General features: G+C 56.1%; 16 protein-coding genes. 7 read left to right on the top strand and 9 right to left on the bottom strand.

The annotated features are described in order from the left end of the window. The 7 genes from ABYT07_RS12430 to ABYT07_RS12460 form a co-directional block, all read left to right on the top strand. Positions 1-1,138: glycosyltransferase family 2 protein (locus ABYT07_RS12430; RefSeq protein ID WP_372992066.1), on the top strand; the 1,138-nt coding region annotated here is incomplete at its 5' end. 100 nt (positions 1,139-1,238) lie between these two features. Further along, positions 1,239-2,132 carry a UTP--glucose-1-phosphate uridylyltransferase GalU gene (gene galU, locus ABYT07_RS12435; RefSeq protein WP_372992068.1) on the top strand — a complete coding sequence of 298 codons (894 nt, stop codon included), beginning with the start codon at positions 1,239-1,241 and terminating at the stop codon, positions 2,130-2,132. Positions 2,133-2,152: 20 nt separating this feature from the next. Next, complete coding sequence (gene galE, locus ABYT07_RS12440) at positions 2,153-3,136, top strand: UDP-glucose 4-epimerase GalE (RefSeq protein ID WP_372992070.1); 984 nt, start codon at positions 2,153-2,155, stop codon at positions 3,134-3,136. A 55-nt stretch (positions 3,137-3,191) separates the two neighbouring features. After that, the gene (locus ABYT07_RS12445) at positions 3,192-4,334 is read left to right on the top strand and encodes a glycosyltransferase (RefSeq protein WP_372992072.1); all 1,143 of its coding nucleotides are present in this window, start codon (positions 3,192-3,194) and stop codon (positions 4,332-4,334) included. Positions 4,335-4,398: 64 nt separating this feature from the next. Further along, entirely contained in the window at positions 4,399-5,409 is a 1,011-nt protein-coding gene (locus ABYT07_RS12450) for a glycosyltransferase family 2 protein (RefSeq protein WP_372992074.1), read from the top strand. Further along, positions 5,406-7,103 (top strand): beta-1,6-N-acetylglucosaminyltransferase, encoded by a 1,698-nt coding sequence (locus ABYT07_RS12455; protein ID WP_372992076.1) that lies wholly within the window; start codon positions 5,406-5,408, stop codon positions 7,101-7,103. The genes ABYT07_RS12450 and ABYT07_RS12455 overlap by 4 nt, the downstream gene beginning before the upstream one ends. Before the next feature lie 3 nt (positions 7,104-7,106). Further along, a complete protein-coding gene (locus ABYT07_RS12460) occupies positions 7,107-8,534 on the top strand; it encodes a nodulation protein NodH (protein WP_372992078.1) in 1,428 nt (475 codons plus the stop codon). 3 nt (positions 8,535-8,537) lie between these two features. On the opposite strand, the gene ABYT07_RS12465 is transcribed toward ABYT07_RS12460, so the two are convergent. The 9 genes from ABYT07_RS12465 to paaZ form a co-directional block, all read right to left on the bottom strand. Further along, the gene (locus ABYT07_RS12465; RefSeq protein WP_372992080.1) at positions 8,538-9,002 is read right to left on the bottom strand and encodes a PTS sugar transporter subunit IIA; all 465 of its coding nucleotides are present in this window, start codon (positions 9,000-9,002) and stop codon (positions 8,538-8,540) included. A 42-nt stretch (positions 9,003-9,044) separates the two neighbouring features. Further along, positions 9,045-9,611, bottom strand: a complete 567-nt coding sequence (hpf, locus tag ABYT07_RS12470) for a ribosome hibernation-promoting factor, HPF/YfiA family (RefSeq protein WP_372992082.1) — start codon at positions 9,609-9,611, stop codon at positions 9,045-9,047. A gap of 251 nt (positions 9,612-9,862) precedes the next feature. Continuing rightward, entirely contained in the window at positions 9,863-10,621 is a 759-nt protein-coding gene (gene lptB / locus ABYT07_RS12475) for an LPS export ABC transporter ATP-binding protein (RefSeq protein ID WP_372992084.1), read from the bottom strand. Further along, positions 10,621-11,115, bottom strand: coding sequence for a lipopolysaccharide transport periplasmic protein LptA (gene lptA, locus ABYT07_RS12480; RefSeq protein ID WP_372992086.1), 495 nt, complete (start codon positions 11,113-11,115; stop codon positions 10,621-10,623). The genes lptB and lptA overlap by 1 nt, the downstream gene beginning before the upstream one ends. Then, positions 11,112-11,693: a hypothetical protein gene (locus ABYT07_RS12485; RefSeq protein WP_372992088.1), complete on the bottom strand. Its 582-nt coding sequence runs from the start codon at positions 11,691-11,693 to the stop codon at positions 11,112-11,114. Before ABYT07_RS12485 ends, lptA begins: the two co-directional genes overlap by 4 nt. 33 nt (positions 11,694-11,726) lie before the next feature. Then, positions 11,727-12,689: an SIS domain-containing protein gene (locus ABYT07_RS12490; protein ID WP_372992090.1), complete on the bottom strand. Its 963-nt coding sequence runs from the start codon at positions 12,687-12,689 to the stop codon at positions 11,727-11,729. Further along, complete coding sequence (locus tag ABYT07_RS12495) at positions 12,686-13,300, bottom strand: ribonuclease D (RefSeq protein ID WP_372992092.1); 615 nt, start codon at positions 13,298-13,300, stop codon at positions 12,686-12,688. Before ABYT07_RS12495 ends, ABYT07_RS12490 begins: the two co-directional genes overlap by 4 nt. A gap of 56 nt (positions 13,301-13,356) precedes the next feature. After that, positions 13,357-14,127 carry a PaaX family transcriptional regulator C-terminal domain-containing protein gene (locus ABYT07_RS12500; protein ID WP_372992094.1) on the bottom strand — a complete coding sequence of 257 codons (771 nt, stop codon included), beginning with the start codon at positions 14,125-14,127 and terminating at the stop codon, positions 13,357-13,359. Beyond that, a partial coding sequence (gene paaZ / locus ABYT07_RS12505; RefSeq protein WP_372992096.1) for a phenylacetic acid degradation bifunctional protein PaaZ occupies positions 14,117-15,965 on the bottom strand: 1,849 nt, incomplete at its 5' end. The genes paaZ and ABYT07_RS12500, both read right to left, overlap by 11 nt.

Here is a 15,965-nt window from a genome sequence, read left to right on the forward strand (position 1 = left end):
CGTTGTGGTTGCTGATCCGGGCAGTATCGCGGCGGCCCGAACCTTGCCTTTCGCGTCCGAACTGAAATTGGTGCCTTTCGACCAGCCCAACATTTCGGCGGCGCGCAACCTTGGTCTGACCCACGCGGCAGGTGATATCATTGCTTTTATTGATGATGACGCCGTGCCTGAACCGATGTGGCTGCGCCATCTGATCGCCCCCGCAGCACGGGCAGATGTTGCCGCGATGGGGGGATATATTCGTGGGCGCAACGGTATTTCATTCCAATGGAAGGCCGCCAGTCTGGACGCGCAGGGACTGCCCCACGCCTTACAGCTGGACGACAAACAAGCGACAGTGATGACCCCGCCCAAAGGCCGTGCGATCAAGACCGAAGGCACTAACATGGCGTTTCGTCGCGATGTGCTGATCGAATTGGGCGGCTTTGACCCCGCGTTCCATTACTTTCTGGACGAAACCGATCTGAACATGCGTCTGGCGCGGGCGGGGCATGCGACTGCGCTGGTGCCCTTGGCAGAGGTTCACCACGGCTTTGCTGAAAACCGTATGCGCACTGCGTCGCGCGTACCTACGGACCTGTTTGATATCGGGGCAAGCTGGGCGGTGTTTCAGCGCAAGCACGTCCCCGAAGGCGATCGTGCAAAGCAGTGGCAGAACTTGCGCGAGGAACAGCGGAGCAGATTGTTGCGTTTGATGCAGTCCGGCCACCTTGAGCCGCGCGATATCCGCCGTCTGATGAAGCGCATTGATCTGGGGTTTTCTGATGGGCTGGCCCGTTCCTTGGTGCCGCCCGCCTTGCCAAAACACGCCTTGGCACCTTTCTTGCGGTTCCCCAGCACGGCGCGCGACAGCGTTATGATTCTCAGCAGACCGGCGCGCGCCAAGCAAGACCGTGCCCGTGCTTTGGCACAGGTTGCGCAAGGGCAAATCGTCACTTTGCTCATTTTATCGCCGACGGCGATGTTCCACCACTTGGGTTTTGACAGGCAAGGATTCTGGGTGCAAAGGGGGGGGCTGTTTGGTAAAGTCGCTCGCAATGAGCCGATTGTAGCAATTGTCACGAGACAGAAAAAATGGCATCGGGAAATAGGGCGCGTTGCTTCACAAAGAGGCTTTTGCCACCAAAGAACCAAATAACGGCCTTAGTTTTAGATTAAGGCGCTATTATATGCAGAAATATAGTGCTTTGCCTGTGAGCAAGGTAAAATGATTTAGAATGACGTAGGGATTACGACAGATGGGAAAAAAAGTAACCAAAGCGATTTTTCCGGTGGCCGGCCTGGGGACGCGGTTCCTTCCGGCGACCAAATCGGTGCCAAAGGAAATCATGACATTGGTGGATCGCCCGTTGATCCAATACGCCATTGACGAAGCTCGCGCTGCCGGCATCAAGGAATTCATCTTCGTCACCTCGCGCGGCAAAGGCGCTTTGGAAGATTACTTTGACCATTCTCCCGTGCTTGAGCAGGAATTACGGTCCAAGAACAAGACCGAGCTTTTGGAGATTCTGAAGAATACCAATATGGATAGTGGGGCAATTGCCTATATCCGCCAACACAAGGCGTTGGGTCTGGGCCACGCCGTATGGTGCGCACGTCGGTTGATTGGCAATGAACCGTTTGCGGTGATCTTGCCGGACGATGTGATTGCAGCCGAAAAGCCCTGCCTTCAGCAGATGGTCGAAGCCTATAACGAAACCGGCGGAAACATGGTCGCCGCGATGGAGGTCAATCCCGATCGTGCGTCATCTTACGGGATGCTGGACATTGATGAAGACCGCGGCGAGATGGTTAAAATCAAGGGTATGGTCGAAAAGCCAAAAACCGAAGATGCGCCGTCGAACCTTGCGGTGATTGGTCGTTATATCCTGTCGCCAAATGTGTTGAGGAATCTCAATCAGTTGAAATCCGGCTCGGGTGGGGAAATCCAGTTGACCGACGCCATTGCGGCAGAATTGACCCAAGGTCATGACGTGTTTGGCTATCGCTTCAAAGGTCAACGGTTTGATTGCGGGTCTAAATCAGGGTTTTTGCAGGCGACTGTGTCTTTCGGTCTTGCCCGAGAAGAACTGCGCGATGATCTTTATGCTTATTTGCAAGACGTTATGCGGGTTGATAAAGCAGCTCAATAGGGACCGGCAAAGGCAGTCATATGACAAATGTATTGGTAACGGGCGGCGCGGGTTATATCGGGTCGCACGCTTGCAAAGCGCTTGCTGCGGCCGGCTTTACGCCCGTGACCTTTGACAATCTGGTAACCGGCTGGCGCGATGCCGTGAAATACGGCCCCTTCGTCGAAGGTAACCTGCTGAACCGTGATCAGATCGACGCGGTGTTCGCGCAATACCAGCCCGTTGCCGTCATGCATTTCGCAGCCCTAAGCCAGGTCGGCGACAGCATGACGCAACCGGGCTTGTACTGGCGCAATAACGTCGAAGGTTCATTGAACCTGATCGAGGCGGCGGCACAGGCAGGCTGTCAGAGCTTCGTGTTCTCATCGACCTGCGCGACCTACGGCGATCAGGACAATGTCGTGCTGGATGAAAACAGTGCGCAACATCCGATCAACGCCTATGGGGCTTCAAAACGCGCTATCGAAGACATCTTGCGGGATTTCGACGTGGCGCATGGCATGCAATCGGTGATCTTTCGTTACTTCAACGTGGCCGGTGCCGACCCCGATGGCGAGGTGGGCGAATTTCACCGCCCCGAGACTCACTTGATTCCGTTGATGCTGGACGCGATTGACGGCAAACGCGATGCGCTGACGGTTTTTGGCACAGATTACGACACGCCCGATGGCACATGTATTCGCGATTATGTCCACGTGTGCGATCTGGTCGATGCGCATGTGTTGGGGCTGCAATGGCTGCTTGACGGGAAATCGAGCCGGGTTTTCAATCTTGGTACCGGATCGGGTTTCTCTGTGCGCGAAGTGATCGAACACAGCAGCAAGGTCACAAACCGCGCGGTTCCGATTGTTGAAGGTGACAGACGGCCCGGGGATTGTACGAAATTGGTTTCCGGATCATCGCGTGCTGTGGCAGAGTTGGGCTGGAAGCCGACACGTTCGTCCCTGTCTGAAATGATCTCTGACGCTTGGAGATGGCACCAAACTGGCCACTACGACACATAAAGCCCCGCCTGCCCGGCTGCTGGATCTGACGCGAACTCTGCGGCGCGCAGGGCGTGTGGCGACAGGTGTTGACCGTGTTGAGCTGGCTTATCTCGCGCGGTTCGTGTCTGAAAATACCCCTTGTTTCGGGTTGGTCCGAACCGCGTTCGGCTATCTTTTGCTGGACCGTGCAGGCTTGCAATCTGTCCATGATCGGACCGTTGGGCAGACCCCTTGGGGAAAACCCGGCGGCCTGTCGCGGCTTTTGCGCGGCGGCAGTGCTGCGGGCAAAAGCGCAGAGGCTGATTTTCGCAAGCTGTCCATCGCACGTGCTGCGCCGTGGCGTGTACCGACGCTTTTGCGCCATCTTCCTGACAATTGTGCCTATTTCAACGTGGGTCACAGCAACCTGACCGACAGAGTGCTATCAGCGGTCAAGGGCGCTGGCATCGACATCAACGTGCTGGTGCATGATGTTATTCCGCTGGAATACCCGCAGTTTCAGCGTCCCGGCACGGTTGAGCCTTTTCGCGACAAGATGATGCGAGTGCGACAATATGCAGATCTGGTGATCTATAACTCTGCCGACACGCAGCGACGGACGCAGGCGCACATGACGTCTTGGGGGACCGTTCCAAAAGGTATTGTTGCGCATTTGGGAACAGTCTTGCCCCGACCAGATGCAGCCGTACTGCCCCACGGGCTGCCGCCGCGTGGGCCTTATTTTGTCACCGTCGGCACCATCGAGCCGCGAAAAAATCATGGTTTTCTTCTTGATATCTGGGAGAAACTTGGCCCGGATGCCCCGCCGTTGCTGATATGTGGCAGTCGCGGCTGGAACAACGATGCGGTGTTTGACCGGCTTGATGCGCTTGATCCTGCGGGGCCGGTACGTGAAATTCCCAACTTATCTGATGCTGCCTTGGCTGCGCTGGTGAAATCCGCAACCGGGTCCCTTTTCCCGTCGTTGGCCGAGGGTTTTGGTCTACCTCCAGTTGAGGCGCTACTTCTCGGTACACGAGTGTTGTGTAATGATTTGGAAGTATTGCATGAGTTTTTGGGGCAAATGCCTGTTTACGCAGGGGTTTCCGATCAGTATCACTGGGAGACAGTAATACGTTTTTGGGCGACCGGTGGTGATCAGGCGCATGTTCCGACGGGATTTAAAGCTCCGACATGGGACGATCATTTCAATATCGTGTTAAGCATACGTGGATAATGTGCCTGCTTGTGGGGCCATTGTGGTAAAAGGTTAGACGTACCCCGAGAATGAAGGGCAGTTTTTGGGTCTAGTGCAATCATATCGGCTTCGGCTGCAGCGCAAAAGATGGCGCATTCGCGCGTATCGCAAACGCCGCGAGCTGAAAGAGGTTGTCAATCGCACAGATCAAATCAAAAGCGATGACATCTTGCTATATTGCACCCAGCGAAACGAGAAAATTCGCCTGCCGTATTTCTTGGATTACTACCGCAAGATGGGCGTTGGCCATTTCTTTTTCGTGGACAATGACAGTGACGATGGATCGCTGGATTATCTGCGTGATCAGCCAGATGTTTCTGTGTGGCGTACCCGCGCCAGCTATAAGCGGGCCCGCTTTGGTGTGGATTGGCTGAATTATCTGCAAATCAAACATGCCCACGGCCACTGGACCCTGACTGTCGATCCAGATGAATTTCTGGTCTATCCGTTTTGCGATACGCGGCCCTTGCGCGCCCTGACCGATTGGTTGGACGCATCGTCGATCAAATCATTCTCGGCCATGTTGCTGGATATGTATCCCAAGGGGCGGTTGGACGAACAGCCCTACCAATCCGGTCAAGACCCGATCGAGATCGCGTCGTGGTTCGACAGCGGCAATTATACCCTTTCGCGAAACTTCAAGTTTGCGAACCTGTGGATACAGGGCGGCCCGCGTTCGCGCGTCTTTTTCAAGGACGCCCCGGCCAAGGCACCTGCGCTGAACAAGGTACCGCTGGTGAAATGGGACCGGCGGTATTGCTACGTCAGTTCGACCCACATGCTGCTGCCGCGCGGATTGAATCAGGTCTATGACGAATGGGGCGGGGAAAAAGCATCCGGCGTGCTGCTTCATGCAAAGTTTATCGATACCTTCGGTGTCAAAGCCGCAGAAGAGCTTGAGCGTGGCCAGCACTATGCCGCGTCGGTCGAATACAAAGCCTATGCGGCCAGCATGCAGACCGACCCGCAGCTTTGGTGTAAGTGGTCCGAGAAATACATCAATTGGCGGCAGCTAGAAATTCTGGGCCTGATGTCCAAAGGAAACTGGGCATGACGGTCGGTGTTGTCATGCTGGTGCACACGGCTCTTGGCCGGGCAGAGCAAGTCGCGCGGCACTGGTCTGCGGCAGGCTGTCCGATTGTTATTCATGTCGATAAGGCCGTGCCGCGCAAGACCTATGATGCTTTTGTCACAGCCCTGTCCGATGTTCCCGATCTGAAGTTTTGCAAACGGTTTCGCTGTGAATGGGGCACATGGGGCATCGTGGCCGGGTCGCAATCCGGATCCGAGCTGATGTTGGCCAGCTTTCCGCAGGTGCGCCACGTCTATCTGGCTTCCGGATCTTGTCTGCCGCTGCGTCCGGTCAAAGAGCTTATCAACTATCTTGCCGAACGTCCCCGTACAGATTTCATCGAAAGCGCGACAACCGCTGATGTACCCTGGACGGTGGGCGGTCTGGACGAAGAACGCTTTACGATGCGGTTTCCCTTTTCTTGGAAACGGCACCGCTATTTCTTTGACAAGGCCGTTGCCTTCCAGCGCGCCATCGGACTGAAACGCAGGATGCCCAATGGCATTGTGCCGCATATGGGGTCGCAATGGTGGTGTTTGACGCGTCAGACCTTGTCAGCAATCCTTCAGGATCCCGAACGCCCTGAATATGACCGATATTTCAGGCATGTCTGGATTCCCGATGAAAGCTATTTCCAGACTCTATCGCGCCAATATGCCCTAAAGATCGAAAGCCGTTCCTTGACGCTGTCCAAGTTCGATTTTCAGGGCAAGCCGCATATTTTCTATGATGATCACCTTCAACTGCTGCGGCGGTCCGACTGTTTCGTGGCCCGCAAAATCTGGCCCTATGCCGACCGGCTTTACGAGGCGTTTCTGACCGACGAAGCCGGAGCCATGAAGAAAACCGAACCCAACCCCGGCAAGATCGACCGCATTTTTGCCAAGGCCGTTGAACGCCGGACGCGGGGCCGGTCGGGTCTGTACATGCAAAGCCGGTTCCCGAACGAAGACTGGGAAAACGGCGTGACGGCGGCACCTTATTCGATGTTCCAAGGCTTTGCCGAGCTGTTCGAGAATTTTGAACCATGGTTGGCCAAATCCACGGGTGCGCGGGTGCATGGGCATCTGTTCGCCCCCGATCGCGCGCATTACGCCGATAACCAGACGGCGATTAACGGGGCGCTTAGTGATAGCGCGATCATCCGTGACTATAATGGCAAGGCATTCCTGACGAACTTGATCTGGAACACGCGCGGTGAACGGCAATGTTTTCAGTTCGGCCCGGCCGACAACCAAGACGTCTGCTGGCGCATCGCCAAAGATCCGAACGCTCAGGTTTCAGTGATTACCGGGGCGTGGTCGGTGCCGCTGTTCTGGTCGAACAAGGATTTTGCGGATATTCGTCGCGAGGCGGCATTGCTGCAAAAGATCGAAAGCGAACATATGAACATCTTGCGGTCGCCCTATACCAAGGCGCGGGTGCGAATTTGGACCATGGCCGAATTTATCGAGGCCCCGATGGAACCGTTGCAAGGCATTCTGGACGAGATCGGCCAGACCAAGCTGCGCCGGATTTCCGAGGTGCCCAAGATGGTCGACCTTTCCGGCTTTGGCCAGTTCTTGCAAAACCTCAAGAATCAGGGAATGCACCCCTATATGATGGGGGATTTCCCGGTTGAGCGGGGCGTTGCAGCCACCCAGAAACGCCCCCGAAAACCTTATTTGGTGCAATAACTTATGTCTTCGAAATTCAACAGCTTCGTCGTTTTTGCGGAAATGCGCACCGGGTCGAACTTTCTTGAAACCAATCTAAACGCTTTTCAGGGCATTACCTGCCATGGTGAAGCATTCAACCCGCATTTCATCGGGTTTCCTAAATCGACCGATATTCTGGGCGTCGATCAGGAAACCCGTGATAGGAATCCTGATGCTTTGCTGTCGGCGATCGCCACGAAATCCACTGGTCTGGGCGGGTTCCGCTATTTTCATGACCACGACCCACGTGTGCTGGACCCGATCCTTGCGGACGAAAGCTGTGCCAAGATTGTGCTGACGCGCAACCCCGTCGAAAGCTATGTCAGTTGGAAGATCGCCCAAGCGACCGGCCAGTGGAAGCTGACCGATATGAAGGCACATAAAGCTGGCCAGGCGTTGTTTGACGAAGGCGAATTCGCAGCCCACCTTGAGGCATTGCAAGAGTTTCAACTGATGCTGTTGAACCGGCTACAAATCGCGGGCCAGACGGCATTTTATGTGGCGTATGAAGACCTGCAAAGCGTCGAAGTGATGAATGGTCTAGCACGTTATCTGGGGGTCGACGAAGCGCTGGAAGCTTTGGACAAGAGCCTGAAAAAGCAAAATCCGGACCATATTTCGACCAAGGTCAGCAATTATGACGATATGCTTAAGGCTCTTGGTCGCCTTGATCGGTTTGATCTGACGCGCACGCCGAATTTCGAACCGCGCCGCGGGCCGGTCGTGCCGTCTTATGTTGCGGCTGCCGAAACACCGCTTTTGTACTTGCCGCTGCGCAGTGGGCCGGAACCGCAGGTGTTGGACTGGATGGCGGTCCTAGATGGGGTCAAGCGTAACCAGTTGCACAGCAAGATGACCCAAAAGGACCTGCGCCAATGGAAGCGGCGCAATACTGGCCATCGCAGCTTTACGGTGCTGCGCCATCCGGTTGACCGCGCCCACGACGCATTTTGCCGTCATATCGTGACCACCGGCAAAGGCAGCTATAGCCAACTGCGCGCCAATCTGATCCGTCGCTATAAGCTGCCCCTGCCAGAGGGCGAGCCTGATGCAAGCTATGATGCCGATGCGCACCGCGCTGCTTTCAAAGCGTTTCTGGTGTTCCTAAAGGGTAATCTGAACGGACAGACCGCAATCCGCGTGGATCAGGCGTGGTGTACGCAGGCACAGGCCCTGCAAGGGTTTGGCGAATTTGCGCTGCCCGATCGCGTGATCCGCGAGGCGGATTTGGCCGTGGACCTTAGCACGCTTGCTGCCGCTGTTGGGCACACGGATGTGCCTGCAGTGGGGCCACGCCCGCAGACAAGCCCGTTCGAACTGGCTGATATTTATGACGAAGAAATCGAAAAGCTGACGGCAGACGCCTATCAGCGGGACTATATGATCTTTGGTTTTGACAGTTGGGCCTAACGATCAGGCCGCTTGCGATGCCTGCGCTTCAGTCAAGATCGTATAAAGCGTCGCAGAATCGTGGTTCGACCGAAGTTTTGAACACACGGATGTATCGCGCAAGGTGCGTGACACCAGCGCCAAAGCTTTCAGGTGTTCGACCCCGGCGCTTTCCGGTGCAAATAACGCAAAGGCGATATCCACTGGTTGGCGATCCACTGCGTTAAAATCAATCGGCTTATCTAGCAGCACAAACGCCCCAAGAACCTCGTTCAGCCCTTCAAGGCGGGCGTGCGGCAAAGCGACCCCATGGCCCACGCCTGTCGGGCCAAGGGATTCGCGTGTCAGCAATGCTTCGACCACAGCACCAGCGTCAAGTCCGTAGGCATTCTGCGCTAGCTCACCAATATCGTGGAGCAAGCGCTTTTTGCTGGAAGCCGACGTAAGCACCTTGACGGCTTCCGGCTTGATGAGTTTCGCAAAATTCATTCTGCTCGCTCTATTCTGGGCCGCTCGTGCGATCCGTTGGGTTTATGACGGGTCGATCCAGCCAATGTTGCCGTCCTCACGACGGTACACAACGTTCACGCCGTCTTTTCCTTCTTTACGAAAAACCACGACAGGGGAGCCTGAAATTTCCATCTGCATCACTGCTTCTCCGACAGACAAGGTTGCGATCTTGGTCTGCATTTCCGCAATGATCATGGGTTGGAGGGTTTCAGGTTCCTGCGCGTCAGTATCCGTTTCTGAAGCGAGGATATACGAGGAAGCACCGAATAGTTCAACCGGTTCCGCACGGTCACGATGATGATCTTTCAACCGACGCTTGTAGCGGCGCAGTTGTTTTTCCATCTTGGCACAGCAAGAATCAAAAGACCCATAGATATCAGTAGCATGCGCTTTTGCCGACGCCGTTAGGCCCGTCGAAAGGTGAACCGTAGCCTCGCAAACAAATTCGTAGCCTGATTTGGAAAACACTACATTGGCGTCCGTCGGGCGTTCGGCGTATTTTTTGACTGCTTCACCAAGTTCCGTTTTCACGTGAACCTGTAGCGCTTCGCCGATGTCGATTTGTTTGCCACTGATTTGGTACCGCATAAAGTCTCCTTGTTATTATCGTTCTGACCGACGCCAAGACACCGCAATCAAGCGGCGAAAGGTGGGGTCAGATGCGGGTGGATGGCGCTGGTTTTAGGTTGAATGAAATCGGCCCTTTGATGAAAGGGAAATGCACAACAACCATGGAACGTTTAGTCACCATGGGTCTATTGAGCGCCCGAATACCCCACGATGTCAAACAAAACCGCAGATAATATCTGCAGATTATTGCCTGTCCCGTTAGAGGTTTCTTAAGAAATACGGAAGTTGTCGCCCAGGTAGACGCGGCGCACGTTCTCGTTTGCGACAACTTCTGCCGGCGTGCCGGACATCAGGACTTTGCCTTCGTGCAGGATATAGGCGCGGTCGACAATTTCGAGGGTTTCGCGCACGTTATGGTCGGTGATCAGCACCCCGATCCCGCGTTTTTTCAGATCTGCGACCAAATGCCGAATGTCATCGACGGAAATCGGATCGACACCGGCAAAGGGTTCATCCAGCAGCAGATATTTGGGGTCCGCAGCGAGACACCGCGCAATTTCGACCCGCCGCCGTTCCCCGCCAGACAGGGCCATAGCAGGCGCGCGGCGCAAATGCTCGATCGAAAATTCTGACAGCAGCGCTTCGAGCCGTTCGCGCCTTTTGCGCAAATCGGGTACGGATATGTCCAGAATGGCCATGATATTATCTTGCACGTTCAGCCCGCGAAAAATGCTCATTTCTTGGGGTAGATATCCGATGCCCAGCTGTGCGCGGCGGTACATCGGTAGCGATGTCGCATCTTTGCCATCAATGGTCACCTTGCCGCCTTCGGGCATCACAAGGCCTGCAATCGCGTAAAAGGTGGTCGTCTTGCCCGACCCGTTCGGCCCCAGCAGGGCCACGACCTCGCCCCGGTCAAGGTGCATGGAGAAATCGCGAATGACGGTTTTCTTGCGGTAGGATTTGCGAAGATGCTCAATGCGCAGCCCGCCGCTTCCTTCTTCTACCGTCAAGGAAGGTTTTGACATCAGTTGCTTCCGCCCGGTTGCAGCGTGGTTCTGACGCGGCCGGACATCTGCGCTGTGCCATCGGATAAATTCACGCTCATCTTGTCGGAACTTAGCGCATTGCGCCCTTGGGCCAGCAAAACGTTGCCCGTCATCACAATTGTTCCGGCGTCGATGTCGTAATCTGCACGTTCTGATTCGGCGGCATCGGGGCCGGACACCAAAGTGACCCCGCCAGTTGCCTCAAGACGCGCGATGCCTTCGGCTTCGGCGCGATAAACCACCAGAACACGCGCGGCAGACAAGCGCATTTCGCCTTGCCCAATCAACACATTTCCAGTGAAAATCGCGGTTCCCGTTGCCTGATCGACCGATAGGTTATCGGCGGTCACCTCGACCGGCAGGCTGGTATCCTGACGGATTGTACCAAAGGCAACATTGGTTCCCTGTGCGGCAACGGACATGGGGGAAAGAAGTAAAAATAATGGTAGAAGAATATATTTCACGCGGGTCACTCTGACAAAGGTTTCGGTTTGTATATCAGCTTCACCCGATTTGTGAAAAGCAATTGGGTTGTAGCGCCTGTTTCGGAATGTTGCACCGACATTGCACCCGCCTCAAGCGTGCCGGCAGGGGCGGTGCCATAGACGTGTCCGGGTGATTTCAGGTTCAGCGCCGACAGTTCCGAGGTGATAAGTTCGCTCGTCATCCGGTACCCCGTAGAGGTCATCAAAATGACGTCGCTCATCAGTTCCGCATGGTCCTGCGCGAGATCAATATCAGCCACAGCTGATTGCAGTCGAAAGGTGACACCTTCTGCCGTCTTGATCGTTGCGCGAATGTTTTCGGCCCTGTTTGACCCGACTTGGCCGTCTGGTGTGGTCAAAACATCGGCATAAAACGAAATCATGTCGCCCTTGGCTGTGGCACCGGTAAAGAAAGGCGCAGTTATCCGCTGGTCGCGCAGCCGGTCCTGAATTTCTTTTTCCGCAAAGGGGATCGCTTGTCCGGGATCAATCGCACGTGACAGCAAGAAAAGCGTGGACAGCAAACCCAATGCCGCAAGCGGGAACAGTACCTTGAGCCAGGACACGATCCTTGTGTAGCGGTCCCGTTGCATGACCGATCACCCCAACCCGACGCGCAGGCAGTCGTGGATATGCAGCAACCCCGCGGGCATATTCGCCCCGTCCGGTTCAACGACCAGCAAGCAAGTGATCTTGCGATCGTTCATGATGCCCACGGCTTTTTCGGCCAGCGCATCGGGCGCAATGCTGACGGGGGTTGCCGTCATGACATCGCGGGCCGTTTTGGATAGAAGGCCGTCCAGATGACGCCCCAAGTCACCGCTGGTGATGATCCCTTGCAACGTACCGGCAGCGTCGGTCACAATCACCACGCCAAAGGACTTGCTGCTCATTGTCATCAGGGCTTCGGACATGGGCGCGTCGACCTGCACCAGTGGCAGCGCATCACCCGTGTGCATAAGATCGGCAACACGGCTAAGGCGTGCGCCCAATTTACCACCGGGGTGAAATTCGCGGAAATGTTCTGCGGTGAACGACCGGTTTTCCATCAGCGCGATTGCAACGGCATCACCCATCGCCAGTGTCATTGTGGTCGAAGTCGACGGGACGACGCCGGTGCCGCAGGCTTCTGCCAGTTGCGGCAGTTCAAGAACAACATCGCATTGCGCACCAAGGCTGCTGCCCGCACGACTGGTGATCCCGATCAGCGGAATGGAAAAGCGGCGCGAATAGGCGATCAGGTTGGCCAGTTCAGGGGCCTCGCCGGAATTCGAGATCGCAAGAACTACATCATCGCCCGTAATCATGCCCAGATCGCCATGGCTTGCCTCGGCGGGGTGGACGAATTGCGCTGGCGTGCCTGTGCTGGCCAGCGTTGCTGCAATTTTCTTGGCGATATGGCCGGATTTACCGATGCCAGTCACAATCACGCGCCCACGGGTCGCAACCAGCAGGTCAATCGCCTGACGAAAACGATCATCCAGACTGTCAGCCAAAGCCACCAGCGCATCGGCCTCGGTGCGGATCACACGCCGGGCGGTATATAAAAATGGAGTGCTCATGCGTGTGCAAAAATATCCGTATCGGGCCAGCCTGCCAAATCCAATTGGGCACGCATGGGAAGAAAATCAAAACACGCTTGCGCGATGTCCATACGATCTTCGCGGATCAGCATGGTGTTCAGTTTGTCGCGCAGTTCATGCAGATGCAAAACATCTGAAGCGGCATAGTCGATCTGCGCTTTGGTCAGCTTGGCAGCACCCCAGTCACTGGATTGCTGCTGCTTTGAAATGTCGGTGCCCAGCAATTCCTGGCACAGCTTTGCCAGACCGTGACGGTCGGTAAACGTGCGCACCAGACGGCTGGCAATCTTGGTGCAATAGACCGGCGCGGTTTTCGCCCCAAAGGCATTTTGCATCGCGGCGATATCAAAGCGGCCAAAGTGAAACAGCTTGAGGGTTTTCGGATCCTCGAGCAAGGCGCACAGGTTCGGGGCCTCTGTTTGGCCCTTGGCGATTTGCACAAGATGCGCGTTTCCATCGCCGCCCGACAGCTGCACAACACACAGCCGGTCGCGGTGCGGATGCAGCCCCATGGTTTCGCAATCGATCGCAACGATCGGGCCCAGATCCAGACCGTCAGGCAGGTCATTTTGATAAACTGTATTTGTCATGCCTTCCCCTATAACGCTGTGATGCACATTGGGAAAGTATCGCTTTTGCTGGGCGGTTAAGAGGCCGTAATCTGCGCTGTCGCGGGGCGTGGATAGCGGGCCAACAGGTCAGCCACCAATATATGGCAAGACAGCCCCGGCCAATCGTCCCGCATCAAGGGACGCGGCAAGGCAGGATGCTTGAGAGCCAGACGCCGCCAATTATGCACGATCATGCAGCGCAACGCGGCTATTTCCAGCGGTGTCAGGTCGCGGGCCTTGGGTAAAAACCTGGTGGCGTTTTCTAATGCAATGCGCAATTGCACATAACTTTCTTCCAGCAAAGCAGGCTCTAACTGGCGCTTTAGCCAGTCGGGGACATCCTTGCCCTCAACCACAAGCCCGTCTTGCGGGGCAACCAAATTTGCAGGCCCGACATAAAGGCGCGGTTGCACCATCGTAAAGCCAACGTTCTCGAACCCTTGGGGCGTGTCCTTTTCAAGCAGGACCATTTGCCAGCCTTTGGCCAGATCGTCAGGGGCGGCATAGATCCGCGCACTTGCCGCCTGACTTTGCGCGCGTCCCTCTGGTGTCAGACTGTGGCGGGCGGTCCGCCCCTGTTTTTGCGAAGTGATCCAGTGATCCTTGCGCAACCGGTGCAGCGCGACGCGTGCGGCCTCGGGGCGGACATCCATGGCGGCCATGATTGCAGACAGGATCGGACCATCGATGACATCGCCCTCATTGCGGGCCAGATCACCGAACAGGCTGATCATCAGGGACCAGACCCGCTGCCCGCCAAGGTTTTTCAGATCGGCAATAGCAGTCGTAAAATCGTCAGTAGGCATTCATCGTCAGCAGTTCATATTCGGCCACGGCGGCATCATCCTGATTGGTCAGGGTCACGTGCCAGCGTACCTCACCGTATTCGTCATTACGAGGGGTCTTTGCCTTGACCGTCAGGCGCACCTTGATGCTATCGCCAGCCTGAACCGGTGCCATAAAGCGCAAGTTGTCCAAGCCGGTGTTGGCCAAAACGGGGCCGGGGTCGGGTTGTACAAACAGACCCGCGGCAAAGCTGAGCAGCAGATACCCGTGGGCAACGCGACCGGGAAAGAACGGGTTTGCCTTGGCGGCGTCTTCGTCCATGTGCGCGTAAAACGTATCGCCTGTGAAATGTGCAAAGGTTTCGATATCGTCCAGCGTGATGGTGCGACTGGCGGAATTGAACGTCTCGCCCAGATCAAGTTCGTCAAAGACGCGGGTAAACGGGTGGTCGCGGTCCGATATTTCGGTCGCACCGGGAACCCATTGCTTGCCGATGGCGGTCAGAATGTCGGGGCTGCCCTGAATGGCGGTGCGCTGCATGTAATGCATCACGCCGCGAATGCCGCCCAATTCTTCGCCACCGCCTGCACGGCCCGGCCCGCCATGCACCATATGGGGCAGGGGGGCACCGTGGCCTGTCGCCTCGGTCATGGAATCGCGGTTGTTGAAATAAAGCCGACCGTGGAAGGCACCGGCACCCATCGCCATCTGCCGCGCGAAATCGCCGTCACGCGTGATGACCGAAGCGACCAACGACCCCTTGCCCTTGTTCAGCAATTCAATTGCATGGTCGGTATCGCGATAGGGCATGATTGTTGAAACAGGGCCAAACGCTTCGGTATCGTGCACGCGGATCGCGTTGTCAGGATCGGCGCAATGGAACAGCATAGGCGGGACGAATGCCCCTTTTTCGCGATCAGCCCCATCGACGGCAAAGTTGTCCGGGTCACCAAAAACGCGTTCGGCCTCGGCCCCTATCAAAGCGGCCTTTTCCAGCACATCGCGGCGCTGCGATTGTGACACTAACGCGCCCATTTTCGTGGTTTCCAGCCGTGGGTCACCGATGGTCACCTTGGCCAGGCGGTCAGAGATCGCGGCGATTGTCGCGTCGACATGTGCCTCTGGCACCATGATCCGGCGGATGGCAGTGCATTTCTGGCCTGCCTTCGCAGTCATCTCGCGCTGAACTTCTTTGACGAACAGATCAAATTCGGGGGTGCCCGGCGCTGCATCAGACCCTAATACGGACGCATTCAGGCTATCCTGTTCGGATGCAAAGCGGACTGACCGTTCCAGCAGTGCTGGATTACTGCGCAGCTTGTTTGCGGTTTCGGCCGATCCCGTAAAGCTGACCACGTCCTGGCAATCAAGGTGGTCCAGCATGTCGCCCAGACCACCGGTTACCAGCTGGATCGCACCATCGGGCAGGATGCCTGACTGGATCATCAGGCGAAAACACGCCTCGGTCACTTGGCAAGTCGCGGTCGCGGGCTTCACAATGGCGGGTACACCAGCCAGCAGGGTCGGGGCCAGTTTCTCAAGCATGCCCCAGACGGGAAAGTTGAATGCGTTGATGTGCACTGCGACGCCTTGCAGTGGCGTGCAAATATGCCGCCCCATGAACTGACCCGTGCGGCCCAATTGTTCGGGCGGGCCATCCAGAAACACCTGATCATCCGGCATTTCGCGACGTCCCTTGGCGGCATAGACCTGCATCGTGCCAATACCACCGTCCACGTCGATCATGTGATCGGACTTGGTGCCGCCAGTATCGAAACTCAGGTCATATAGGCTCTGTTTATGGTCTTTCAGATAGGCTGCCAGCGCCTTGAGCATCTTGGCGCGGTCATGAAACGTC

Source organism: Sulfitobacter sp. (genome assembly GCF_041552635.1).
GTDB lineage: Bacteria > Pseudomonadota > Alphaproteobacteria > Rhodobacterales > Rhodobacteraceae > Sulfitobacter.

What these genes read in the sequence shown, in the direction of transcription:
- ABYT07_RS12455 (WP_372992076.1), top strand. Translation starts at nt 5,406, where the DNA reads ATGACGGTCGGTGTTGTCATGCTGGTGCACACGGCTCTTGGCCGGGCA.
- ABYT07_RS12465 (WP_372992080.1), bottom strand. Translation starts at nt 9,002, where the DNA reads ATGAATTTTGCGAAACTCATCAAGCCGGAAGCCGTCAAGGTGCTTACG.
- galU (WP_372992068.1), top strand. Translation starts at nt 1,239, where the DNA reads ATGGGAAAAAAAGTAACCAAAGCGATTTTTCCGGTGGCCGGCCTGGGG.
- ABYT07_RS12495 (WP_372992092.1), bottom strand. Translation starts at nt 13,300, where the DNA reads ATGACAAATACAGTTTATCAAAATGACCTGCCTGACGGTCTGGATCTG.
- hpf (WP_372992082.1), bottom strand. Translation starts at nt 9,611, where the DNA reads ATGCGGTACCAAATCAGTGGCAAACAAATCGACATCGGCGAAGCGCTA.
- ABYT07_RS12460 (WP_372992078.1), top strand. Translation starts at nt 7,107, where the DNA reads ATGTCTTCGAAATTCAACAGCTTCGTCGTTTTTGCGGAAATGCGCACC.
- galE (WP_372992070.1), top strand. Translation starts at nt 2,153, where the DNA reads ATGACAAATGTATTGGTAACGGGCGGCGCGGGTTATATCGGGTCGCAC.
- ABYT07_RS12500 (WP_372992094.1), bottom strand. Translation starts at nt 14,127, where the DNA reads ATGCCTACTGACGATTTTACGACTGCTATTGCCGATCTGAAAAACCTT.
- lptB (WP_372992084.1), bottom strand. Translation starts at nt 10,621, where the DNA reads ATGTCAAAACCTTCCTTGACGGTAGAAGAAGGAAGCGGCGGGCTGCGC.
- ABYT07_RS12490 (WP_372992090.1), bottom strand. Translation starts at nt 12,689, where the DNA reads ATGAGCACTCCATTTTTATATACCGCCCGGCGTGTGATCCGCACCGAG.